We start from the raw sequence: 22694 nt of genomic DNA on the forward strand, positions 1-22694 counted from the left end.
GTCGGCACCGGCCGTCGGCGGCGAGGTGGATCTTCGTAGTCAGCCCGCCGCGGGACCGCCCGATCGCGTGGTCGTCCGGCTCGCCGGCCGGGGCCCCTTTTTGCGGGCCCCGGCCGCGTGCTGGTGTGCGCGCACGATCGTGGAGTCCACCGAGACGGCCCAGTCCAGGTCCTCGTCGGCGTCCGCCTGGGCGGTCAGGGCGGTGAACATCCGCTCCCACGTGCCGTCGACGGCCCACATCCGAAGCCGGTTGTAGACGCCCCGCCAGTTGCCGTACCTCTCCGGCAGGTGGACCCACTGCGAACCGGTCTGGAACTTGAAGGCGATCGCGTCGATCACCTCACGGTGATCACGCCACCGACCCCCACGCTTCGGTGTCCGGTCCGGCAGCAACGGCTCAATCCGCGCCCACTGCGCGTCAGTCAACGACACATCCAGACCAACGAGCAGATGATCCGAACGAAACGCCCTAGTCGTCATCGATGAGCCGTCTGACCTGGGCGAAGATGTGGAATTGAACGCGATGATTGTCACGGTCTGCTCGCGGTAGTTGTCACCCGCAGGCAGCGCTCGGTGTTCCTGTCACCTGCTGTTCCTCGAAGATCGGCTTCGGGTGGTAGGGCGCAGCATTGATGGCACGTGGAGGCCACCGTGACCGAGCCGCACGAGGCGTCTTCGAGGTACCGACCGGACGCCTCCACCCGGCGCTCCGGCGAACCCGGGCCGCCTGGGAGGCCCCGTGCCGGCACGGGAACCGGGAGAGGACCCGGACTTCGCGGCAGACCTCGCTCAGGCCGCCGGGCACGACCGTCGCTGACGTGCCGTACGTGCCCGGCGAACCCCCGGACTGTGCCCGCCGGGGTGGGTGCGGGGCCCTACTGCCAGGTGACGTCGTCGCCGTCGACGATCAGGTTGCCCCAGGCGGGGATGCGGTAGAACTTCTTGTTCTCGCCGCCGCCGAGGACGGCCTTGCGCCAGACGCCGACGCCGTCGGTGAGGGTGTAGGAGCCCTCGGAGACCTTGTCGTAGGCGGGCACGAAGGTGCCCTGCTCGCAGGTGACGTCGGTGGACCACATGCCGTGCCCCCCGTGGCGGTACCTGCCGCATGACTTCCCACCTCACACCACCGCCTTCAGCTACTCAGCACCTGGACCACCGACGGCACCATCGAGAAACTCGGCGTCCGCTTACACCGACTGGTCCGCGAGCAGGAAGGACGGACCGCCGACCGCCTGTGTCATCGACGCGCAGAGCGTCAAGACCGCCCCCAGCGTGCCCACCGACACTCAAGGCACCGACGCCGGCAAGAAGATCGTGGGCCGCAAACGCAGCATCGTCGTCGACACCCTCGGCCTGTTGCTGCTGGTCACGGTGACCGCGGCCAGGGTCTCGGACAACGAAGCCGGCAAAGAACTGCTGACTCAGATCGCCGCCACGCACCCCACCATCACCAAGGCATGGGTCGACACCGGCTACAAAACCCAGGCCATCGAGCACGGCGCCACCCTCGGGATCGACGTCGACGTCGTCCCACGAAACACCCAGGCTTGGGATCCTTCGCGCGACGTCGCTCAGCGCGACGATCACGCGCCGCGTCCCGGCGAGCCAGGAGAAGCTGCAGCAACTGCAGCCGATGAGTGCTGGTCTGCGGGATCACGGCATTCGCCAGAGCGATGAAGCCGGCGAACACCAGAACCACAACCTCAAGCGCGAGTGGCACCGAGCCCACGGTCAGGGCTTTTGCGCCTCCACCCAGACCGATCACGGTCACCAACGGTGCGGGAATCTTGAACATGCAGGCCCTCCTGCTGACCGCGGGGCCAGCCTCCCCGGTACCCGGCTTACGTGTCCGACTCCATGGACCGGCGCCTGTTTTGGACACTACGGGCGAGGGTCGCGGCTGAAACCGGCGCCAGCCGAGAAATTTGGACGCGGTCCCGGACGCGGAGAGGGCGCGGGCAGGCGCTACTGCACAGCTGGCCCTGTCGCGGAGAAGGCCAGGTCAGGGCATCTCGGTGAGGCGCAGAACTTGCCGTCATGCGGGAGCCTGCTGAGCTATGCCCTTGTTGTCGGTGTTGTTCTTCAAGACCTTCTCGAAGTCCTTCAAACTCAGGTGTTCCTAGGTGCTGTCCTGGCGATCAATCCGTGTCGGTGGGTGCGGACGAGATGTCTATCGTGAGGGTCATCCATGTCCTGGAGGTGGAGAACCACCGGCTCCTCCGTGAACAGTCCCATCCCGGGAGCGTCGTGCTGCCGTTCCACAACAGGGAGTGCCCCGCGACCAGTTACCTCTCACGCTGGGTTGCGGAAGACAAGCAGATACCGCCAGAAGAGGAGTCTGCGGACTGTGAAGCCCGGCAGAAGAACGACAGCCTCCTGTCGGATCTCCTCGAGGGACATCGTCGGTGGTTTCACCGGGGCCTGGAGAACCCCGGCCCCGCCACGACGAACTCCGCTGATCCGCTCTTTGACCGCAACGATGAGTCGAGCAATCGCGTTGGCTGGCACGGCAGTCAGGCTCCACGCCCAGTCAGTCCGTGTCCTCTCCGGATAGCAGCCCAGGATGACGAGGACACCTCCCGGAGCCAGGGCGTCCCGCAGAGCGCGGACCGTGCCGAGCGGCATGTGATGGATGCTCGCCAGGCAGGAGATGAAGTCATAGTGCCCATTCGGCAACTCGACCTGATCGATGTCCGCATGACGGAACCGGGGCCGTTGCTCACTGGCGGCAGCCGCAGACGACGCCCGGGCAGCCTCGACCGCTTCCTCGGACGAGTCAATCGCCTCGACCTCGAATCCCAGGCTTGCGAGCCGCCGAGCGAACCGGCCAGTCCCGCAGCCGACGTCCAACGCGGTGCGGCAGCCGGGCGGAACCTGGCGCAGAAGGAGCCGATGGTAGTGGTCGTTGTGATCGAAGGGCATGGCCAGACCATGCCACAACCGGCCTCCTCGCCAACAGCACAGTCCACCTCAATCCACCCGCGATACGGCAAGGAGACGGTTCCGGTCAGCAACTCCCAGCCCTTGCGGAGCTACACGCACAACACGCTCGGACTTGACGCGGAAGCGGGCTTCCCCTGCCAAAGACGTCTCGGTCGCCGGCCTCCGCGCCGGACTCAACCCCGAAACCCGATCCGGTCTTTGGCTGCACGTGGCCCGCGCGGCCGAAGCCGTCCGCTCCTGCCTGCTGGTGGTCGAGAATGTACGAGGACGCCTCGCCTCCCCCTCCGTCGCCACCTCCGCTGGCGACGTGGAACGCTTCCCGTGGTGTCCTGGGAGACGACCCAACCCAGCTTGATCTGCTGGCACTTGGCGCCATACTCGGCACCCGGGCCCAGCTCCGGTACAACGGGAAACGGCTCGTGCTTCACGCCTCCGACGTCGGCGCACCCCACCACCGGGCCAGGGTCTTCCTCACTTATCTGGACAACTTTGAGTTCTGCGGCGGCAGATTCCTTCGATCAGGTGTCACTCAGCCGGGGACGGTGTCACCGCTTCCTTGCCGTGCAGTACTCAGTGCTCTCATCAGCGAAGACGCAAAACTGGCCTGTGATCTCGCGGTAGCTGTCCGGTGTGTCGTGGTGCTCCTTGCGGGGTGGTCCGTCGATCCACTGGTGCCAGAGGCCGTCTGGAGCCAGGAACTTGGTCGCTTGACCGGCACCGAGCTTGGTGTCGAGGTGCAGGAGTGCGCCCATGGCGGCTGTCTGGTCGTAGTAGAGATCGGGGCGTCGGAGGTAGCGATCGAGGTAACTCGCCAACAGGTCCGCGTCGGCAGGAGTGCCGAAGGTGGCGAAGGTGACGCAGTAGGCCGAGCCCGCGAAGCAGACTTCGCTGGCAAGCAGGAGCTCGCCGAGGCGTTCACGGAACTCGGTTCTGCGGGCGACGGCAATGAGCCAGGCGGCGGTCGTGCGCTCTCGCCACCCGCCTTCGAGCAGGGTGCCCAGTTCACGAGGTGTGATTTTGCTGGCGGCCTTGCCGAGTTCCCTTGCGAACTTGGCGCGTTTGCGCTCGGTCATGTGCAGGAAGCTGCCGCCGAGTTTGAGGTAGCGCTGGTCGGGCGCGACATAGCGGCGGATCAGAGTGAGCGACTCGGGGTCCTCGTGGGCGTGACGCATAGCCACATCCTGTCCCGGACGGAGTCGTCGGACCAGTGCAATTCTCGACTGCACTGATCAGTCGGCGGGCTGATCATGCGGTTCGCCGAGGTCGTCCAGGAGGCTGGCGATACGGTCGGCGATGCGCTGGTGGCGCTGGATCTCCCGCTCCCAGCTGCGGTCCCTCGCGTCGGTGATCAGTTGCCGTTCGACACAGAGGCGGTCACGCAGGCGCGGCGCGTACTGGGGTGTGGTGACGAACTTCGCACAGCTGAGGTAGAGATCGCACTCGCAAGGGCCTTCCTGAGGAAGGCGAAGGCAGCGTCCGAGCTCGAGTTCGGTCTTGTAGAAGTTGGTCTTGAGCCAGTCCAGGGCGTCCTGGTCGAGCTGTCCGGAGCGCAGAGTGTCGGCGAGCGGGCCGGCGATGACCGCGCCGGGTGTCAGAACGGCTTGGTAGTCGGCCAGGACCGTGGGGTCGGAGATGTGGGTGTAGGTCATCGACATGCCAGGGCTCTTGTGGCCGAGAACCTTCATGATGGTCTGCACACGGGCGCCTCTCTCGGCGAGTTGGGTGCCCAGGGTGTGCCGGAAGCGATGTGGGTGGATGGCGGGCTTACCGACGCCGTTGAGGATGCCGAGCTCCTGGCAGATTGCGCGGAGCGGGTTGGCGAACAGGTAGTCGGGCCCGGCGAGGCCGCCATTGCGCAGGAACAGGTAGCGCACCGGGCGTCCGAGGTCGGAGTCGTGGATGCCTCGGTCGTGCTGCACTTGCCACAGCGCGACAAGCGCACGGATGGCGTCGGCGGCTTCCTCGTGGAGTGGGACGGTGCGTTCCTTGAGGGCCTTGCCGGCAGCGAGCCGCAGTCGTGGTGTGCCGTCCGGGTAGGCGTCGAGACAGTCGAGGTGGAGCTTGCGGATCTCGGTGCGGCGGGCGCCGTTCCACCGGGCGACCAGCAGCGCACACCGTTGCAACGGGCAGTCCAGAGACCGGACTTGGCCCATGACTGGTCCGAGCTGGTCTTCGGGGATGAACCGGGGGACGCGTTCGACCACGCGGGGCACGTCGGCATGCGTGATCAGGGGGCGAGCCGGGACGTCGTCCCATTCGGCGACGGCGGCGTGCCGGAAGAACACAGCGACGGTCGAGATGATGCCGGCCCGGTAGGCCCGGCTGAGTGGCTCGTCGGGCTGCTTGATCTTGCGAAGCCGGTGGACCGACTCCATAAACGCGACCAGGTCAGCGCGGTTGAGCTGGTCGAGGCGGTCGATTTGTGGGCGCTCGGTGTCCAGCCAGAGTCCAAACCGCCGCAGCCCGCCGCGGACGCTGGACATGGTCTCGGGCCGCAGGACCAGGGCACGTTCGGCAAGGAAGCGTTCGGCCTGATCGTCACCGCCCGTCCCTCCCGTGCCTGGACGCCGGCGGAGTTCACCGAAGCGGTGCACTGGACGGGTCCGCTGCGCGTGCCGGGCCTTCGGGTGCTGTTCGCCGCGCTGATCGGCACCGGCGTCGCGCTCGGCGCGGTCAACGTCCTTGCGCTGTCTGCCGCCGAGCGCCACCACGCCGGGTGGCTGGCCGGGGTGATGCCGGCCGCGCTGTCCCTGGGCAGCATGCTCGGCGGCCTCGCCTACGGCCGACACGCCTGGCCCGGCGCCCCCGCCAAGCACCTGGTCGCCGCCTCGGTCGGCTTCGCCGCCGGATGGCTGCCGCTGCTGCCCGCCCCCGCGCCCGCCGTCGCCGTCCTGGGCGCCGTGCTGCCCGGCACCTTCCTTGCGCCGCTGCTGACCGCCGCCTTCCTCACCGTCGAACGCCTCGCCCCCGAAGGCGAAGCGACCGAGGCGTTCGCCTGGCTGATCGCCTGCATCGGCGTCGGCCAGGCCGCCGGCACCGCCCTGGCCTCCCTCGCGGACACGGCCGGCCCGCTGCTCGTCGCCGCCGTCCCGCTCGCCGGGGCCGCCTTCGCGCTGTGGCTGCTGCGCCGCTTCAACGACCGCCTCTCCTCCTGACCACCACGCCCATCCCGAAGGACACCGCCGTGAACACCACCCTCTTCGCCGCCGCAACTCCCGCCATCCGCATGCACGTGGTCTGGGACTGGAACGGAACGGTCAAGGACGACCTCGACGCCCACGTCGCCGCGCTCAACGCGCCCCTGCCCGCCCTCGGCGGCGAGCCGGTCGACCGGGAGACCTACCGGGCCAAGCACACCGTGCCGATCCCCGACTTCTACGCCCGTCTGCTCGGCCGCACCATCACCGGACAGGAGTGGGTCTCCAGCGACAGCGCCTTCTTGGAGCACCTGCGCGCCCAGCCCCTGCGGGTCCGCGAGGGCGCCGCCGAGCTGATGACCGCCCTGCGCGAGGCCGGCCACACCCAGTCGCTCCTGTCCCTGTGCCCGCACGACACCCTCGTGCGCGAGGTCGAACAGGCCGACATCGGCCACTTCTTCATCCGGATCGACGGCCGCACCGGGCCCTCCGGCGGCACCAAGGCCGCCCCGCTCACCGCCCACCTCGAAGCCCTCGGCCTCGCCGAGCAGGCGCACCGGGTGCTGCTGGCCGGCGACGGCATCGACGATGCCGACGCTGCCCACGCCAACGGCGCCCACGCGGTGCTGCACACCGGCGGGCTGCACCACCCCGCCAAGCTCGCCGCCACCGGCCACCCGCTCACCGACACCCTCGCCTCCGCTGTCGCCCTCGGCCTGCGCCTCGTACAGGACCGTGGCACGCAACTGGCTCGCGCCTAGGGGCTGTTCAAGGTTCGGATCGTGTGGCTGAGGCCAGGGACTTCAATCACATGATTAATACGCGGAGGTGCAGGCCTGCCGTGTAGCTTTCCGGGCTCTTGTCGTATCGGGTGGCCAGGCCAGGGTGCCGGGTCGCACCGGCGTCTCGCGCAGCGGCTCGCCGACGTGCAGCGGGATGCCCGAGAACACCTCCGCCAGCCCCACCCTCGGCACGAAACCGGACATCGTACCCCGCCGAGCCCGGCGGCAGCAGCCTGGTGGCGAACGCGAGCATCTCGTCGGGCCCGGTCACGTCCAGCGCGTCGATCCCCTCGAAGACCGGGATCACCACGAGGCGCGGGAGGAGTGGGAGCTGGCTCATGCCCCCGCCTCGCCTGCGAATGGCCGGGGCGACAATGACGGGACCGCGCAGGAGCCGGGCACCGGGGCAACGGCGCTCCGAAGATCCCGCCCGGTCCGGGACGAGGACGGCGGTCAGGGGCAGGTCTGGCGGTAGGACACGCCGGCGGGGACGTACTGGTGCCACTCCTCGCGGGTCATCGAGCGGCCGGCGATGGCACAGGCCCTGCCGATGAGGGCGTCGAGGTCGGTGTACATCCCGGTGTCCCACAGGCGCACCGTCGTGTCTTCGCCGTTCGTGGCCAGGCGTTTTCCGTCCGGGCTGAACAGCGCGGACCACACGTTGCCCGTGTGGCCGGTGAGGAGCGCCACCTGGCTCCGCGTCCGGACGTCCCACAGCCGCACCGTGGCGTCCTGGCTGCTGCTGGCTAGCGTGTTTCCGTCCGGGCTGAACGACACGGACCACACGATGTCGGCGTGACCCGTCAGGACGGCCACCTGGCTCCGCGTCCGCACGTCCCACAGCCGCACCGTGGCGTCCCGGCCGCCGCTCGCGAGGGTGCTCCCGTCCGGGCTGAACGCCACCGACTGGGTAAGACCGGTGTGGCCGGTGAGGACGGCTACCTGGTCGTGGGTGCGCACGTCCCACAGCCGCACCGTGCCGTCCCAGCTGCCAGTGGCCAGGAGGGCTCCGTCCGGGCTGAACGCCACCGAGCCCACCAGGCCCTTGTGGCCGCCGAGGACGGCCAGCTGGTCGTGGGTACGCACGTCCCACAACTTCGCCGTCGACGCGGTGGTGCCGCCTCCCGTGGCGAGGGTGTTGCCGTCCGGACTGAAGACCACGGGACTCGACGTGCCCGTGAGGGTCGCCAGCGGGCTGTGGGACACCACGCCCCACAGCCGCACCGTCTGGTCGACGTAGCTGGCGGTGGCGAGCGTTCGTCCGTCCGGGCTGAAGGCCAACGCGCCCACCAGCCCGGTGTGGCCGGTGAGGGTGGCGAGTTCGCGGTGGGTCGCGGTGTCCCACAGCGACGCCGTCCCGTCGTCGCTCGCGGTGGCCAGGGTCTTCCCGTCCGGACTGAACGCCAACGTGAGCAGCGTGCCTCCCCGGCCCGTGAGGACGGCCGACTGGCGGTGCGTCTGCACGTCCCACAGCCGCGCCGCCTGGTCATGGCCCCCGGTGGCCAGCGTCCGGCCGTCCGGGCTGAACGCCACCGGGCGCATCGCACCGCCCTGCCCGGCGAACATGGCCAGCGGACGGCCTGCGCGCATGTCCCACAGCCGTACCGTGCTGTCCTCACCGGCGCTCGCCAGGGTGCTTCCGTCCGGGCTGAACGCCACCGCATTGACGTCGCGCGTATGGCCGTTGAGCGTCACCAGAGCCCGGCGTGTCGGCACGTCCCACAGCCGCACCGTCCAGTCCCGACCGGCGGTGGCCAAGGTCTGCCCGTCCGGACTGAACGCCGCCGCCTGCACCGCACCCCTGTGGCCGGTGAGAGTCGCCAGCGCCTGGCGGCTCCGCACGTCCCACAGCCGCACTGTGGCATCACCGCCGGTGCTGACGAGGGTGCTGCCGTCGGGGCTGAAGGCCACGGACGTCACCTGGCCCGTGTGGCCGGTGAGGACGGCCAGCTGGTCGTGGGTCCGCACGTCCCACAACCGCACCTCCTGGTCGGCGCCGCCGCCGACGGCGAGCGTCGTCCCGTCCGGGCTGAACGCCGCCGAGATCGGCCACGAACCGTTGACACCTGTGAGTGTGGCCAGCTGATGGCGGGTCTCCACGTCCCACAGCTGCACCGACCCAAGGGCATCGCCGAGACCTCCGGTGGCCAGGATCCGTCCGTCGGGGCTGAAGCCCAGGGGTTGCGCCGCACCGGCGAGATCACCGACCGGGCCGAGTGTGCGGGCGTTCCACAGCCGCCCCCCTTGGTCCGGGTAGTCGAAGGTCGCCAAGGTCCCGCCGTCCGGGCTGAACACCACCGTGTCGAGATTCCGGCCGGGCAGGGTGCTCACCTCGCGGCGTGCGGCCACGTCCCACAACCGCGCCGTTTCGTCCTCGCTGCCAGTGACCAGGCCCTTCCCGTCCGGACTGAACACCACCGATCTGACCGGGCCGGTATGCCCGATGAGCGTGCTGATCAAGGGTGAGCCGGCGGCGGAGAGTAGCCGCGCCCGGGTGTCCGCCGTCGGGTGGATGCGCTGCGCGGCCAGGGCCAGACGGGCGGCCATGGCGGGGTCGGCGGCGGTCAGGCTCGCGCTCCGGGCGGTCAGCTGCCGGCTCGCGGCCAGGTCCCGCTGCTCGCTGCCCGCCCGGGCGTTGACGAGGGCGAGGCCGGAGGCGATGAGGACGAGGACGGCGAGGAGGGCGAAGCCGCCCCGGACGATCCGGCGTCGACGGGCAAGACGTTGCTGGGCCCGGGCGCCGGCGGCGACGAAGTCGGCCTCCTCGGACGGGACTTCGTCCGCCCGCTCGGCGATCCACCGCTTCGCCTCCTCGACCTCGCGTCGCCCGAGGAGGAGTTCGGCCGGTCGTCCCTGTTCCTGCCAGGCACGGAGCGCACGGCGCAGCCGCTCCTGCCAGGTGCGGAAGGCCCGGTTGGCCTCGACCCAGCGCCGCAGCCGCGGCCAGCTCCCCACCAGCGCCTGGTGGGCGAGTTCGACCGTGTCCGGTCCGTTCGGGCGGCGGGTCACGACGACCAGCCGGGTGCTGGCCAGCCGGTGGAGCAACGACCAGTCCCGGTCGGAGAACTGGGTGCGGTCGGCGACCCTGCGGGTGTCGGGGCCACGCTCCCCCGCGTCCAGCTGCTCGGCCGGGCGGACCAGTTGGATGAAGATCCGTTCCAACGCCTCGCGTTCGGACTCGTCCGCCCATCCCCAAAGGGTGCGCTCCGCGTTGCCGACCAGCGCTCCTTCGACCCCGCCGAGCTCCTGATAGGCGACGGCGGTGAGGATACCGTGGGCCTGCTGCTCCCACAGCTGGCTCAGGGTGTACTCCAGCATCGGCAGTGCGGCCGCGCCGAGCGGTGTGTCGCGGAGCAGCTGCTCGACCAGGCCGTCGGCGAAGCGGACTCCGCCGTGCGCCTCCAGGGGTCGGGTGATGGCCGCATGCAGCTGGTCGCGGGTCATCGGCGGCACGACGACGTGCGTCGCTTCCCAGGCCGCGCGCAGGACGGAAAGCTGCTCGATCTGGGAGAGGAAGTCGATCCGGGCGACGACGACGGCCTGAGCCGGCCTACTGCCGTCGGTGCGCCGCGCGGTCAGGACACCCAGCATCGCGTCCAGCTTGCGTGCCGTTTCGGGCGCATCCGCGAGCAGGGTCTCGAACTGGTCGACGACGAGGAGGAGTTTGGCGTGTCTGCCGTGGCCGGCCAAGGTCTGTTCGAGTGCCGTGCGCAGTCCGTCTTCGCCGCCGGCCAGCTGACGGGCCAGGGCGGTCCATCGGTCGTGCCACTGGGCCGTGCTCGGGTCCGCGTCACCGACCGAGGCGAGCGCCCAGGCGAGGAGTTCCTCGGCGGTGAGCCGCAGCCCGTGGGGCACGCGGGCGATCATGTGGGCCCGGTCGTCGAGCCCGGCCAGGAGGCCGGCGCTGACAAGTGAGGACTTGCCGACCCCGGAGGCACCGAGCACCGGCAGCACCGGCACCTGCTGCTCTCCGAGGAGTTCGAGCAGTCGGCGCGTCTCGTGACCGCGCCCGTGGAACACCGCCTCGTCCTGTTCGGTGAACGCCAGCAGCTCGCGGAAGGGACTGTCGGCCAGCAGTCGGACGCGTAGTTCCGGCCATTCACGGGCCAGCGACTCGACGGTCAGCGCATAGCCCGTGCGCCGCCGCTGGTCCCCTTCGACGGCGACTACGACACCGACGACGCCCTGGAACTCCTCGTCCCACACCGGCGCCCCGCTGAACCCGCCGGCCAGCGGGAACCCGGCGTGCTCGTCACAGGTCAGCTGCCACCAGCCAGTGCCCTCGCGGCCCTCGATCGTGCCGGTGGTCCAGATTCCGGCGTCCTTGCTGCCACCCGGCCCGGCGTACCGGGGGAACCCGAACGCCCGCCAACGGTGTCCGGCCAGCTGGTCCGACTCCAGAATCCGCAGGGGAACGGCGCCCTCCGGCGGCGTGTCGGAAAGGCGCAGGACAGCGACGTCACCACTGTTGTCGGCCGCCACCGGAACGCTGACGTGGACCGTGGCCGATGCCGTAGGGCAGCCGGGAAGCAGCGGAAAGTCGACGGTCACGGGGAAGTCCGCCGGGAGGGGATGGTCGTCCGGGATGCCCGCGACGGCGGCGACGACGTGCGAGCAGGTGAGCATGAGCCGTCCAGGGATCAGGAACGCGGCCCCGACCGGCCGTCCGTCGTGGAGAACGCGGGCCGTCCCGCGCTCCCAGGCCGGGGGCCGGCTCATGCCTCACTCTCGTGGCGGCTCCATTCCAGCTCCAGGGTGAAATGCGCGTCGCCGGACGCCTTGGCCACGACGAGCCCCGCCTCGGCTGTGATCTTGATCCCGAACTCGACCCGGATGTGGTCGGGTTTGCGGGGTAGGTCGGCCAGCCGCACCAACAGGGCAGCGGCGACCTGCCGTACCCGGGCCAGGCCGGACTCGAAGGTCTCGGCTGAGGACTCGACCAGCGCATCTCCCCGAGCCGCCCGGAGCACGCCGGAACCCTCCCCTTCGGACAGTTCCACGACGAACGCCTGGCCATCGTCGAAGGGAACGCTCAGGAACATGCGACCACCCCTATATCGTGTCAGTAAGTCTCTGAACTCGCCTGCCAGTTGACTGTTACGCAGCACCGCTGGTCCCGCCACGCCAGGTCGGGGCGCCGGGTCGAGCGGGAGAACAATGGAGTTGTACCCCAAATCGTGATGTGGCCATGCCGTCACTTAACAGGACTCAGCCGTTCCTCAAGGGCTCCAAGCCGAACGCAGCCGCCGACCGCTGCATCACCGCGGTGATCCCGGAGCGGGCGGACCAGATGGCGAATCGGAAACAGAAGGGCTCCGGCGGCCGCCCGGTTGCCTTCGACCCCGACCGCTGCAAGCGGCGCAACCACGTCGAACGGTGCTTCCAGAAGATCAAGTCCCGGCGCGGGTGTCCTCGCCGATCTCGCCCTCGATGAGGACGAGCTTGAGCGGGGGCTCAGTGATGGCGAAGTTCGCGTAGCCGGGGCGACGCTTGGCCGGCTCGGCGCCGAACAGCTTGGAGTAGAAGGCGATCGAGCCTTCGAGGTCGGCGACGCGCAGGGCGAGCTGAACACGGAGCATGGCGGTCTCCCCGATCCGAGGTCTTGTTTCGACCTCTGCCAATACAGCGAGCTTGGCGTGGTCCGCGAACCCTTGGGCGAGGAAGCCGCCGCCGACCTGGCGAAGATGTTCAAGGCCCTGTCGAACCGGTGCGACTGCGGCTGCTGTCCCTGATCGCCTCACACGAGGGCGGCGAGGCCTGCGGCTGCGACCTGACCGGCCCCTTCGACGTCTCCCAGCCGACCATCTCCCACCACCGCAAGGTGCTGCGCGAGGCCGGCCTGGTCGGCTCCGAGCGCCGCGGGACCTGGGTCTACTACTGGATGCTGCCCGCTGCCCTCGCCAAGTTGTCCGCCCTGCTCCAGGCCCCGGCCGGCGCCGCCACCCAGACCGCCGGGGAGGCGAGATGACCGCAAGAGCTCCGCTCGGGCTCCGGGCCGCGGTCGAACTCGTCGGCACCGGCGCCCTGGCGGGAGGACCTTGCAGTACCAACACGGGAGCGGCCAGGTGGCTTTCCGCCGGCGTACTCTCCACCGACGAGAGTAGGCCAGCGGGGAGTGGACGGGACCTGGACGAAGCTGCTGGGACATGTCCGGGTCCGCGACGACGCGGTGGGGCGGGTGGAGTGGACCGTCGCCGTCGACTTCACGGTCAACCGGACCCACCAGCACGCCGCGGGCGCTCACAAATAAGGGGGCACGGACGGGGACGAACTGGATGATCCGGGCCGCCCCCGGCTCGCCAGGCCCTCGGCCGATCCCGGGGCGGGCTGACCACCCAAAGGTCCACCTCGCCGTCGACGGCCGGGGCCGGCCACTGTCGGCCGAACGGACAGCGGAGGCGACCGCGGCGGAGGCGACCGCGGCGGACGCACCTGCGGCCTGGTGTTCCTCCTGTTGAACCCGAGCTCAGCGGTGCGAGGTGGTTCGCGAATTGCCGCCGCCGATGGCGTCCAGGTCCCCGTCGCTGATCTCCTCGTCGACCTCCGTGCCCGCCACGACGGCGGTGTCCTCGGTGCCGGTGTTCCGGAAGGTGTCGTCCTTCATGGTGGTGAACTCCTCTGGTGGTGTTTCGTGGCTGTGCCTGGCAGTGGTCAACTGACAGCTGTGGGAACCTCGTTGTAGCCGATGACCTGGACCTTCGACCCCGAGGCGGCGGTCGGGACGTACGTCAGGAACATCTGCAGCCGGCTGATGGTGAACCGGCTCGCCGTCGCGCCGCCGGGCTTGCCCAACTGCGCGGCGTCACTGCTCTTCGGGCCCAGGGAGACGGTGCCGTCAGCCTGGACCGGGGTCAGCGTGTCGGTGACGACGTCGGAGGTGAACGCGAGCACGCCGCCGTCCTCGGTCCGCAGGGCGTAGGTCTCGGGGAGCGTTCGAGTCAGTGCCCGGGACAGGGTCGTGCCGCGACCGCTCAGAGCCTTCGTGCCGGCGGCGAACCCGTTGGAGAGGTTGTCGTCCAGCGGGGCGCTGTAGGAGAACTTGTCCTTGCCGGCGAGGTTCTGCTGGTAGTGGGCGAGGATCTCGGCCGCCAGGGAGTCCGGGGGCGTCAGCAGACCGTCCGGGCTCGCGACGGCGGTGGCGGTGCCCGCAGCGTCGACGGCGACCTTCGGCACCGGCCCGCTGGCCGTGAGCGAGTACGCGGCCAGGTAGGGCGCTCCGGGCCCCGCCTGCACGAAGACGCGGTACGTCGGGCCGGGGAAGGGCATGCCTCCCTGTGCCCGGCTGGACACGGCCAGGAACCAGTGGGGGTAGGCCGAGCCCGCCGTGGCGTGGATGGTGACGCCCTGGTCGCTGATCGGGGCGACCGTCTGGCCCAGTTCCTTGCTGATGCGCATCCAGGCGACGTCCGCGGTGAGCAGCGGCTCGGTCTCGATGCCGGGCAGGCCCGTGCTGTCGAGGGCCCCGTTCACCTGGTTGTTCGCGTCGTCGTAGCGGCTGACCGCGGCCGACGCGTCCGCCTGGGAGATGACCGCCTCCGGCGCCGACGCCTGGGCGGCGGTGTCGCCGCTGCGCGCCGTACCGCAGCCGGCCGTACCGCCGAGCCCCAGCAGGATGGTTGCCGCGGCGGCCTGCAGACGGAGTCTTCTCCTCCTGCGATTCATGTCATCGCTCCTTCTGATTCGTGCATCTGCCTGCGCACCAACTGGTGGAAGAGGCTCGTGGGGTCGCCGAGCAGGTCGGAGGGAGGTCCGCATTCGGCGACCCGGCCCTCGGCGAGGACGACGACCTTGTCGGCGTCGAGGACGGTGGAGAGCCGGTGCGCGATGACGACCCGGGTCGCGTTCAGGCGCTGGGTGCTCTCCGTGACGATCCGTTGGGTCTCGTTGTCCAACGCGCTGGTGGCCTCGTCGAAGAACAGGATCCTGGGGCGGCGGATCAGGGCATGCGCGATGGCGAGGCGCTGCCGCTGGCCGCCGGAGAAGGTGCCGCTGTCGCTCACCAGCGTGTGCATCCCCATGGGCATGGCGCGGATGTCCGCGGCGATGCCCGCCAGTTCGGCGGCGGCCCACGCGTCGTCGTGGCTGTAGTTGAGGGTGCCGGTGATGGCTTGGAAGACGGTGCCGGCGAACGGCTTCGTCTGCTGCAGGACGACGCCGCACTGCCTGCGCACCGCGGCGCTGTCCATTGTCGCCAGGTCCTGACCGTCGTACAGGACGTTGCCGCTGGACGGGCGTTCGAAGCCCAGTAGCATTCGCAGCAGGGTGGACTTGCCGCATCCGCTGGGGCCGACGATCGCCACGAACTCGCCCGGCCGCATGCTCAGGGACACGTTGTCGAGGACCGGTGGGCTGTTCTCGTCGTAACGGAACGTCACCCGGTTGACCTCGATCTCCCCCGTCAGTTCGCCGGGAACCGTGTGCGCTTCCGAGGCCTCCGGCAACTCGGCGAGCAGCGGCTTCATGCGTTTGAACATGGGGATCACGGCGAAGGCCGAGGAAAGGGAGTTGGTCACCTGGATCACGGCCGCGAGGACGATGCCCAGGGCCGCGTTGAACGACAGGAACCGGGTCATCGACAGCGTTCCGCGAGCCGGCCCGCTGATGACCGCGAAGGTGAGCAGCACGCAGATGAGCGGGTAGACGGCGTTGAACGTGGCTGCCGCGTTCTGGTACCTGCCGATGCGCTTCTGGAGCTCCTTCTGCTGCGCGAACTCGTTGGCCCAGGCCGCGAAGGCGCGGTTCTCGGCGCCCGCCACCCGCAGCTTGGGGAGCCCCCGCAACCTCTGGTACACCCGGTTCGCGAGCTTGTGCTCCAGGTCCAGCGACTGGGTCTGCCACTTCATCTGCCGCGCGCCCAGCACGAGGAAGAACACCAAGCCGACCAGCACGTAGAGCCCGGTCAGCAGGGCCAGCGGCACGCTGAACCAGAACATCACGGCGAAGTTCACCACCGCGACCACGCTGGAGTAGAGCACCACGTAGCCCACGTTCGTCAGCACCGTGCGGATGTTCTTCACCCCCAGTGCCGCACTGGCCAGTTCACCCGTGGAGTAGCGGCGGAAGAACGGTGCCGGCAGGCGCAGCAGCCGGTCCCAGACGGCGGCCTGCAGGGTGGCCTCGAAGCGACCCCCGACACGCAGCAGCGCCAGGTTCTCCAACACCGCGAAGACTGCCGACGCGAGGGCGGCCACCAGGGTCAGGACGCACACCTGCACGATGAGGCTCGTCTCGGCGTACGGGACGAACGTGCCCAGGACCAGCCCGGTGCTGATGGGCACCGTGGTGCCGACGGCCACCGCGATCAGGGTGAAGGCGATCAGGTTGCGGATGTCCCGTCCGCTGCCCTTCAGGCCGAACAGGATCAGCCGTCCCGTTCCGATCGGCCGTTCCGGCAGGGGCGGGTAGAACAGCACCCCCGTGTCGTCGAACTCCCCCGCCGTCCGCTCCCGCACCGGGCTCTGCTCGCCGGTGACGGGGTCCCAGGCCACGTACCGTCCGCGCCGCCAGACGAAGGCCACCGGCTCGCCGGACTCGGCGCGGCGCCCGACGAACGGCCCGATGTTGGTGCGCCACCAGCGCGCGTCCAGGTCCACCGCGCGGATGCGGAAGCGCGAGCGCACCGCGATCGCCTCGATCGGGCCCGTCCGGCCGCCGGCGGCGGAGCCGCGCGCGGGCAGGACGGGGATGCCCAGTTCGTCGGCCACGATCCGGCAGGCCGCCTCGGTGGCGTCCTCGCTGTGGACGGGGCCGCTGCGCGAGACGTGCTCGGCCGGCTGGAGCACCGCCTGGAGGACCCGGTTGGCCTTGTCGGTGAGCGCGTCCTCCATGTCGCGCACCGCCCGGATCCGGGACTCGACCTGCTCCGCCTCGGCGGCGATGACCCGGTCGGCCATCCGCAGCAGGCGCCCGTTCACCTCGGCCAGGCGGTCCCACCACCGGCCGTCGGCCAGCAGGTCACCGGTCGAGCAGGTGGTGAACGAGGCCGTGGGGTCGCCCTGGACGGTGCTGCCCTCGGTGACCACGAACGTGTCGCCGCGGGAGAGCCACTCGCCGCTGTCGGGCGTTCCGACCCGCAGCCGACCGGCGAGGACCTCGATCCAGACCAGTCCCCCGGCCGCGCGCCCGGATTCCCCTTCCGCCAGTTCGCCCCGGCTTCCGGCGCTCAGGAGCACGTGCTCACGGGCGCCCGGTTGCTCGGCGACGAAGGCGAGGAGGCCGTCGAGCCCGGCGTCGATCCCCCGGGCGAGGGCCGCACGCCGATCGGAGGTGTCGCCGGTGTCCCCGGAGCCGGCGTCCCCGAAGCTGGTGTCGGCGAGCAGGAGTCCTGCCGGGTCCGCCGCGTCCACCCGCAGGACACGGGCGCCGAGGACGGCTCGCAGGACCGGCACGCCGACCGCGCCCGACGGGGGCACGGCGAGGACGGCACCCGGCGTGAAGCGGTTGACGTAGTGCCACGGGCCGCCCTCGGCAGCCTCCATGACGAACAGGTCGACGGCTCCTTCGGTCACCACCCACAGCGCGTCCGCATCCGTCAGCCGGACGTGTCCCTCGCCGAAGTCGACCTCGGTCCCGATCCCGGCCGGCGGTCGCCAGGCCGCCGTGGCCACGGCCTCGGGCCCGGAGGATGTCGTGCTCATGCGTCAGTGCTCCCTGATGAGCTGGGCGTAGGCGCCGCCGGCCGCGGACAGGGCCTCGTGCGTCCCCCGCTCGACCACGTCGCCCCGGCTCAGCACGACGATCTCGTCGCTGTCGCGGATGGTGCTCAGCCGGTGGGCCACGACGACCGTGGCGCAGCCGTGGCGGCGGATGTTGTTCATGATCAGGAGTTCCGTCTCGGCGTCCAGGGCACTGGTCGCCTCGTCCAGGACGAGCAGGCGCGGGTTGCGGACGAGCGCCCGGGCGATCTCCAGCCGCTGGCGCTGTCCGCCCGAGAAGTTGCGGCCGTCCTCCTCCACCTGGGCGTAGATGCCGCCCGGACGCGAGGACACGACGTCGTACACCGCGGCGTCGCGGAGCGCGGCGATGACCTGGTCGTCGGGGATGGAGGTGTCCCAGAGCGTGATGTTGTCCCGCACCGTCCCCTCGAACAGGAAGACGTCCTGGTCGACGAAGCCCACCGAGGCGCTGAGCACTTCCGGCGCGATGCCCTCGCGCGGGAGGCCGTCGATGTCCACCGAGCCCTCCCAGGGCCGGTAGAGGCCCGAGATCAGGCGCACCGCGGTGGACTTGCCGCTCCCCGAGCCGCCGACCAGCGCGACCTGCCGGCCGGGGCCCACCGAGAAGGAGAACTCGCTGACGAGCGGAGCGTCCAGCGGGTTGTAGCCGAAGGTGACCCGGTCGAAGGTCAGGTTGCCGGCGAGCCGCCCGGACGGGGCGTCGGACGCGTCCGCGCGTGACTCCGGCCGGTAGTTCTCCACGTCGCGCAGCCGGGTCACCTGGACGGCGAAGTCCTGGACCCGCTGGGCCACCGCGATCAGCTGCGCGATGGGGCTGACGAAGGCCGACACCAGGGCCTGGAAGGCGACGAGCAGACCGACCGTCAGGTCTCCCTTCACCGCCTCCAAGCCGCCGATCAGCAGCAACAGCGAGGTGGTGACGGAGGCCAGGGTGGGTGCGACCACCGCCATGACGGCACTCGGCACGCCGATCTTCTGCTGCCCGGTGACGACGGCGGACTGTTCCTTGGCCCAGCGCCGGAAGAAGGTGTTCTCGCCGCCGGTGGCCTTCATCGTCTCGATGAGCTGCAGGCCGCTGTACGAGGTGTTCAGCAGCTGCGCCTCGTCCGTGGCCAGTCGGCTGACCCCGCCGGCCCTGATCCGGGCCACCATGCGCAGGGCTACGACGTTGAGCAGGGACAGCGACACGCTCAGCACCGTCAGCCAGGGGTCGTAGGCCCACAGCAGGCAGGCGTACAGCACGACGACCAGCGCGTTGACCAGGGTGCTCGACAGGTCGTTGGACAGGGTCACGGCGACCTGGTCGTTGGACTGCACCCGACTGCTGATGTCCGCCGGACTTCGCTGGACGAAGAAATTGATGGGCAGTCTGAACACGTGGCGCAGGAAGCGGCTGCTGTTGATCGTCGCGTTGGAGATGCGCAGCCGCAGCAGGAAGGCCTGGCGCAGGAAGGTGAGCACGCCCGTCGCCATGACGGTCGCGCCCATCAGGCCGAAGAACGACATCAGGAACGAGCGGTCGCCGCCCAGCAGGATGGAGTTGACGAACGCCCGGGTGAGGGCGGGGTACGCCACCCCGACCACCGCGAGCAGCACGCTGACGTAGGTGCTCAGGGCGAGCAGGCCCCAACTCCCGCGCAGCCGGGTCGGCATGCTCGCGAGGACGCCGGGGCGCCGGCCGCCGGGGCGGAACTCCTCGCCCGGCGACATGGTGAGCACCACGCCGGTGAAGCTCTCGTCGAAGTCCGCGAGGTTGACGACCCGCGGCCCGCTGCCGGGGTCGTTGAGGTAGACGACGTCCTTGCCCAGGCGTCGGCCGAACCCGTTGAGGACCACGAAGTGGTTGAACTCCCAGAACAGGATCGCCGGGGGCGCCAGCTTCGACAGCGCCTCGGTGTCCATTCGTCGTCCGGTCGCCGTCAGACCGTAACGCCGGGCCGCCTTGAGGACGTTCGAGGCCTTCGAGCCGTCCCGCGAGACCCCGCAGGCGACCCGCAGCTCCTCCAGCGGCACGTAGCGCTTGTAGTGGGCGAGGATCATGGCGAGGCTGGCGGCCCCGCACTCCAGTGCTTCCATCTGGAAGATCACCGGTGGCTTGACCCGGCGGGCCGGGCGGCGCCTCGGCCAGGCCCGCGCCTTCGGAGTTCCGCCGGTGGTGGTGAGTACGGACATCTACGACAACACCCAGCTAATCGGTCTGACCGATGGCAAGTGCACGGAAGCGCTCACCAGCGTGCGGGAATCAATCAGGTACGGCGGGCCGGTTCGGGTGGACCACCGGAACCCACTCGTCGTGCCCGGTTCTGTCAGCAACCTCACGACCACTTGCATCGGTTGACCCTGGCCGGAGAACTGGCCGGCCAGTTGGGCATCGCCGAGGAAGCTCGCGATCTGCTTCTGGGTCTGGGAGAACTGGCTGACCGACTGGACGACGCCGCGCAGCACTCCGTACTCCTGGGCCGGAGCGGACCGCAGGTCGAGGTCCACGGTGCTGCCCTGGGTGATGAGCCCGGCGCTGCTCGTCGGCGCGTACAGCACCGCGATCAACGGATCGGTCGGCCCGCTGACGCGCTCGACGACGGCCAGGTTCGTGCCCGCCGTGACCACTTGGCCGACCTGCGCCAGGATCGCCGTGGTGCGTCCGCCGCTGAAGGCGCGGACGGTCTGCTGGGTCGAGTCGACCTGGACGGTGAACAGCGGAGCCTGCGCCGGGAAGGTCGTGCCCTGCTGGGCGAAGACCCCGGTGATCTGCCCGGAGACAGGGCTGTCCAGGGTGTAGCTGCCCTGACCGTAGGTGAGGATGCCGGGAACGGTGACCTGGCGCGGTATCGCCCCGGTGAACGCCCACAGCGCGCCGAAGGCGACGAGCACCGTGACCATGAGCAGCGCGACCAGGCTGCGCGGCTTGGCCAGCGTGGCCGCTGTCCCGAGGTCGGTGGTGGACTGGAGCTTGGCGAGTGCCTGCTCACGGAACTGCACGGTTGGGCTTCCTTCCTGCGGTTGAGGCTCTGCTCGCCGGTCAGACAGCCTGGAGGGTGCCGGCCGCCGAGTACGCCTCGCCCAGCGCCTTCTCCGCGCGCAGGAGCGCCCGGACCGCGTCACCGACCGTGGAGTTCAGGTCGCCGCGCACCGGGAGGTCCGGACGGATCAGCCGCAGCTGGGCCCCCACGTCCTCGCGGCGCGCGTAGCCGGGCTCGGTGCCGACGGCGATGGGCTTGAACGTCGCGGCGGCGACACCGAGTTCGTAGAGCGCGATCGGCTGCTCGGGCGCCTTCTCGTTGCCCCGGGGGAACCAGAAGAGGACCACGTCGCAGGCTCGGAGGGCGTCGTGCTCCCAGCGCACCAGCTCCTGGCTGAACGAGCGGCCGGAGACGACCCGGCTGGGGCTGAACACCGTGACGGGGCGGTCGGCCCCCGCCCGCTGCCACCGGTCGGCGAGCGACTCGATCGCCCAGTGCCGCCAGTCGGGGCAGTCGCGCATGCCGCCGGCCAGGAACACCGTCAGTGCCTCGGGTGCGGAGGGGACTTCCTCCAGCGATCCCACGACCCGGAGCGTCGATCCGTTCACGGCACAATCTCCTCTACGGGGCGGAAGGGCTCTGTGCCACCGGGCCGGCGTACGCCGGGCTTCGGACGCCGGACCTCAGGTAGCCGGTGCCCTCCACCGCGCCGGGGGCGACGTCGAGCCGCTGGACGACGGGGTTGCGCTTGCCCCGGCCGCTGAGGACGAAGCTGCCCGTCGCGGCCAGCCGGAGGCGGAAGCCCCGGCCCTCGCGGAAGTACGCGGCAAGGTCACGGTTGAGGTGCTCGACGCACCTGCGGGCCTCCTCGCTCGCCTCCGGCACGATGAGCTGCAGGATTCCGGGGCTTTCCTGGAGGACCTGGAAGTCCGCCAGTCCCGCGTCGGACAGTGCGGCCAGCAGGGCGTAGGGCGAGTAGACGAGGCCGTCGGCGCCCACCAGCGTCGCCTTCGACCGGCCGACCAGTGAGCGGACCGCGGTTCCGGGCAGCCCGCACCCACAGGCCGTCGCCGGGGAGCACAGATCGCCCGTGACGTAGCGGATCACCGGCATCGCCCGGGTGAGGAGGCCGGTCAGGACGATGCTCCTCAGCGTCTCGTCGCCCTCGTACGGCAACAGTTCCGGAGTGACGAAGTCGTCCTGGAAGTGCAGGTTCCCCTGGCGGCACTCCCAGGCGGCGGACCCGGTCTCGGAGGTCGCGTAGACCATCGTGACCGGGCACCGGAAGGCCTCCTCGACCATCCGGCGGCCCTCCTCGACCAGGTGCTCGTAGGAGGCCACCACGGCCCGGGGCCGCAGGTGGATTCCCCTGTCCAGGCAGTACCGCGCCAGGCCGACCAGCCGACTCGACGTGCCGATGATCCGGTCGACGGGGAAGGCCCCGACGACGGAGGCGTACGTCTCCACGATGGAGGGGGAGGACGGATCGAAGCCCCGCAGGTTGCACCGGACGTACGGGCGGGGCAGGAAGCCGGCCTCGACCAGCGGGGTTCCCTCGTAGTGGAGCCCCAGGTTCAGTTCGGTTCCGGTGTCGGGCAGGTCGAGGTGGCGGCAGAGCCGTTCGGCGATCACCAGGCTGGACAGTCCGCCGGTCTCCGCGGTCGTCAGCAGCCGCACCGGCTGGCCGGTGCTGCCGCTGGTCTCGTGGATGAAGTAGTGGCCCGGTTCCATCCGGCCGGTCTCGTCCCGGCTGATCAGGTCGATGAACCGGTCGCGCAGATCCGCCTTCAGGGTCAGCGGGAAATCCGCGAGCACAGGCTTCGCGTGGTCCTGCAAGGACCGGTAGCGGGGCACCCGGTCCCGGGCGTGGGCCAGGATTCCGGAAAGGCGGTCGGCGGCCGTCGCGCGGTCGAATTCGACGAGCTTCTCGATTTCCACCCGCTTCTCCGCATAACGGGCCGACCGGAGGAAGCGGTTCAGCTTCTCGCCGGTTTCCGCCACCGCGATTCTCGGGTCGGACAAATGATTCTGCATCACGGGCACCCCCTTCTGACCGGTTGCCGAGGACCTCGCCTGCCGCGGGGGGGGGGGGGGGGGGGGGGGGGGGGCGGCCGCCGGCGGGGGGTGAAGATCTACAAACAACCAGTGAAGAAAGACTGGGGGTGAGCTACAGGGGGCTGGCGATCACGGGGGGGT

Annotated in this window: 16 protein-coding genes and 6 pseudogenes; 6 read left to right on the forward strand and 16 right to left on the reverse strand. The window is 70.2% G+C overall.

The annotated features are described in order from the left end of the window. Together ACFV0O_RS19995 and ACFV0O_RS20000 are read right to left on the reverse strand one after the other, a co-directional pair. Positions 1 to 480: pseudogene (locus ACFV0O_RS19995) on the reverse strand (IS5 family transposase); the annotation flags it as partial. Between the two features lie 395 nt (positions 481 to 875). Then, positions 876 to 1076: a hypothetical protein gene (locus ACFV0O_RS20000; RefSeq protein WP_380343363.1), complete on the reverse strand. Its 201-nt coding sequence runs from the start codon at positions 1074 to 1076 to the stop codon at positions 876 to 878. A 10-nt stretch (positions 1077 to 1086) separates the two neighbouring features. Between ACFV0O_RS20000 and ACFV0O_RS20005 the strand changes: the two are divergent. After that, positions 1087 to 1545 (forward strand): annotated as a pseudogene (locus tag ACFV0O_RS20005) (transposase); the annotation flags it as partial. A gap of 747 nt (positions 1546 to 2292) precedes the next feature. On the opposite strand, the gene ACFV0O_RS20010 reads toward ACFV0O_RS20005, so the two are convergent. The 3 genes from ACFV0O_RS20010 to ACFV0O_RS20020 form a co-directional block, all read right to left on the reverse strand. After that, a complete protein-coding gene (locus ACFV0O_RS20010; RefSeq protein ID WP_380343366.1) occupies positions 2293 to 2922 on the reverse strand; it encodes a class I SAM-dependent methyltransferase in 630 nt (209 codons plus the stop codon). Between the two features lie 566 nt (positions 2923 to 3488). After that, positions 3489 to 4115: a DUF6000 family protein gene (locus ACFV0O_RS20015; protein WP_380343368.1), complete on the reverse strand. Its 627-nt coding sequence runs from the start codon at positions 4113 to 4115 to the stop codon at positions 3489 to 3491. A gap of 57 nt (positions 4116 to 4172) precedes the next feature. Continuing rightward, complete coding sequence (locus tag ACFV0O_RS20020; protein WP_380343371.1) at positions 4173 to 5318, reverse strand: tyrosine-type recombinase/integrase; 1146 nt, start codon at positions 5316 to 5318, stop codon at positions 4173 to 4175. On the opposite strand from ACFV0O_RS20020, the gene ACFV0O_RS20025 reads away from it, so the two are divergent. Next, entirely contained in the window at positions 5304 to 6098 is a 795-nt protein-coding gene (locus ACFV0O_RS20025; RefSeq protein WP_380343374.1) for a hypothetical protein, read from the forward strand. The genes ACFV0O_RS20020 and ACFV0O_RS20025 overlap by 15 nt on opposite strands. A gap of 29 nt (positions 6099 to 6127) precedes the next feature. Next, the gene (locus ACFV0O_RS20030; RefSeq protein WP_380343377.1) at positions 6128 to 6841 is read left to right on the forward strand and encodes an HAD family hydrolase; all 714 of its coding nucleotides are present in this window, start codon (positions 6128 to 6130) and stop codon (positions 6839 to 6841) included. A 46-nt stretch (positions 6842 to 6887) separates the two neighbouring features. Here ACFV0O_RS20030 and ACFV0O_RS20035 read toward each other — a convergent pair whose 3' ends face one another. The 3 genes from ACFV0O_RS20035 to ACFV0O_RS20045 form a co-directional block, all read right to left on the reverse strand. Beyond that, entirely contained in the window at positions 6888 to 7202 is a 315-nt protein-coding gene (locus tag ACFV0O_RS20035) for a hypothetical protein (RefSeq protein WP_380343380.1), read from the reverse strand. Between the two features lie 113 nt (positions 7203 to 7315). After that, a complete protein-coding gene (locus tag ACFV0O_RS20040) occupies positions 7316 to 11581 on the reverse strand; it encodes a hypothetical protein (RefSeq protein WP_380343383.1) in 4266 nt (1421 codons plus the stop codon). Continuing rightward, positions 11578 to 11904 carry a CU044_2847 family protein gene (locus ACFV0O_RS20045; RefSeq protein WP_380343386.1) on the reverse strand — a complete coding sequence of 109 codons (327 nt, stop codon included), beginning with the start codon at positions 11902 to 11904 and terminating at the stop codon, positions 11578 to 11580. Before ACFV0O_RS20045 ends, ACFV0O_RS20040 begins: the two co-directional genes overlap by 4 nt. A 209-nt stretch (positions 11905 to 12113) precedes the next feature. Here ACFV0O_RS20045 and ACFV0O_RS20050 point away from each other — a divergent pair. After that, a pseudogene (locus ACFV0O_RS20050) lies at positions 12114 to 12281 on the forward strand (IS5/IS1182 family transposase); the annotation flags it as partial. Here the strand turns inward: ACFV0O_RS20050 and ACFV0O_RS20055 are convergent. Continuing rightward, positions 12265 to 12441 (reverse strand): annotated as a pseudogene (locus tag ACFV0O_RS20055) (VOC family protein); the annotation flags it as partial. The pseudogenes ACFV0O_RS20050 and ACFV0O_RS20055 overlap by 17 nt on opposite strands. A 57-nt stretch (positions 12442 to 12498) precedes the next feature. On the opposite strand from ACFV0O_RS20055, the pseudogene ACFV0O_RS20060 reads away from it, so the two are divergent. Next, positions 12499 to 12830 (forward strand): annotated as a pseudogene (locus ACFV0O_RS20060) (ArsR/SmtB family transcription factor). Positions 12831 to 12977: 147 nt separating this feature from the next. Next, positions 12978 to 13242, forward strand: a pseudogene (locus ACFV0O_RS20065) (IS5/IS1182 family transposase); the annotation flags it as partial. An 86-nt stretch (positions 13243 to 13328) separates the two neighbouring features. On the opposite strand, the gene ACFV0O_RS20070 reads toward ACFV0O_RS20065, so the two are convergent. Genes ACFV0O_RS20070 through ACFV0O_RS20100 form a run of 7 tightly spaced genes read right to left on the reverse strand, consistent with a single transcriptional unit; the run spans position 13329 to position 22532 of the window. Continuing rightward, on the reverse strand, positions 13329 to 13517 hold the full coding sequence (locus ACFV0O_RS20070) for a hypothetical protein (protein ID WP_380343389.1): 189 nt from the start codon (positions 13515 to 13517) through the stop codon (positions 13329 to 13331). Continuing rightward, entirely contained in the window at positions 13514 to 14524 is a 1011-nt protein-coding gene (locus tag ACFV0O_RS20075; RefSeq protein WP_380343391.1) for a hypothetical protein, read from the reverse strand. Before ACFV0O_RS20075 ends, ACFV0O_RS20070 begins: the two co-directional genes overlap by 4 nt. After that, the gene (locus ACFV0O_RS20080; protein ID WP_380343394.1) at positions 14521 to 17499 is read right to left on the reverse strand and encodes an NHLP bacteriocin export ABC transporter permease/ATPase subunit; all 2979 of its coding nucleotides are present in this window, start codon (positions 17497 to 17499) and stop codon (positions 14521 to 14523) included. Before ACFV0O_RS20080 ends, ACFV0O_RS20075 begins: the two co-directional genes overlap by 4 nt. Positions 17500 to 17502: 3 nt before the next feature. Continuing rightward, a complete protein-coding gene (locus ACFV0O_RS20085) occupies positions 17503 to 19710 on the reverse strand; it encodes an NHLP family bacteriocin export ABC transporter peptidase/permease/ATPase subunit (RefSeq protein ID WP_380343397.1) in 2208 nt (735 codons plus the stop codon). Then, positions 19711 to 20517, reverse strand: coding sequence for an HlyD family efflux transporter periplasmic adaptor subunit (locus ACFV0O_RS20090; protein ID WP_380343400.1), 807 nt, complete (start codon positions 20515 to 20517; stop codon positions 19711 to 19713). A gap of 40 nt (positions 20518 to 20557) precedes the next feature. Continuing rightward, entirely contained in the window at positions 20558 to 21106 is a 549-nt protein-coding gene (locus ACFV0O_RS20095) for a nucleoside 2-deoxyribosyltransferase domain-containing protein (protein ID WP_380343402.1), read from the reverse strand. Between the two features lie 13 nt (positions 21107 to 21119). Next, complete coding sequence (locus ACFV0O_RS20100; RefSeq protein WP_380343405.1) at positions 21120 to 22532, reverse strand: hypothetical protein; 1413 nt, start codon at positions 22530 to 22532, stop codon at positions 21120 to 21122. Positions 22533 to 22694 lie beyond the last annotated feature (162 nt).

This window comes from Kitasatospora sp. NPDC059577, from assembly GCF_042735475.1.
In the GTDB taxonomy this organism is placed as follows: Bacteria; Actinomycetota; Actinomycetes; order Streptomycetales; family Streptomycetaceae; genus Kitasatospora.

Coding starts and splice junctions, on each gene's coding strand:
- ACFV0O_RS20015 (WP_380343368.1), bottom strand. CDS start 4,115: ATGCGTCACGCCCACGAGGACCCCGAGTCGCTCACTCTGATCCGCCGC.
- ACFV0O_RS20045 (WP_380343386.1), bottom strand. CDS start 11,904: ATGTTCCTGAGCGTTCCCTTCGACGATGGCCAGGCGTTCGTCGTGGAA.
- ACFV0O_RS20000 (WP_380343363.1), bottom strand. CDS start 1,076: ATGTGGTCCACCGACGTCACCTGCGAGCAGGGCACCTTCGTGCCCGCC.
- ACFV0O_RS20085 (WP_380343397.1), bottom strand. CDS start 19,710: ATGTCCGTACTCACCACCACCGGCGGAACTCCGAAGGCGCGGGCCTGG.
- ACFV0O_RS20075 (WP_380343391.1), bottom strand. CDS start 14,524: ATGAATCGCAGGAGGAGAAGACTCCGTCTGCAGGCCGCCGCGGCAACC.
- ACFV0O_RS20035 (WP_380343380.1), bottom strand. CDS start 7,202: ATGAGCCAGCTCCCACTCCTCCCGCGCCTCGTGGTGATCCCGGTCTTC.
- ACFV0O_RS20080 (WP_380343394.1), bottom strand. CDS start 17,499: ATGAGCACGACATCCTCCGGGCCCGAGGCCGTGGCCACGGCGGCCTGG.
- ACFV0O_RS20010 (WP_380343366.1), bottom strand. CDS start 2,922: ATGCCCTTCGATCACAACGACCACTACCATCGGCTCCTTCTGCGCCAG.
- ACFV0O_RS20040 (WP_380343383.1), bottom strand. CDS start 11,581: ATGAGCCGGCCCCCGGCCTGGGAGCGCGGGACGGCCCGCGTTCTCCAC.
- ACFV0O_RS20020 (WP_380343371.1), bottom strand. CDS start 5,318: ATGGAGTCGGTCCACCGGCTTCGCAAGATCAAGCAGCCCGACGAGCCA.
- ACFV0O_RS20100 (WP_380343405.1), bottom strand. CDS start 22,532: ATGCAGAATCATTTGTCCGACCCGAGAATCGCGGTGGCGGAAACCGGC.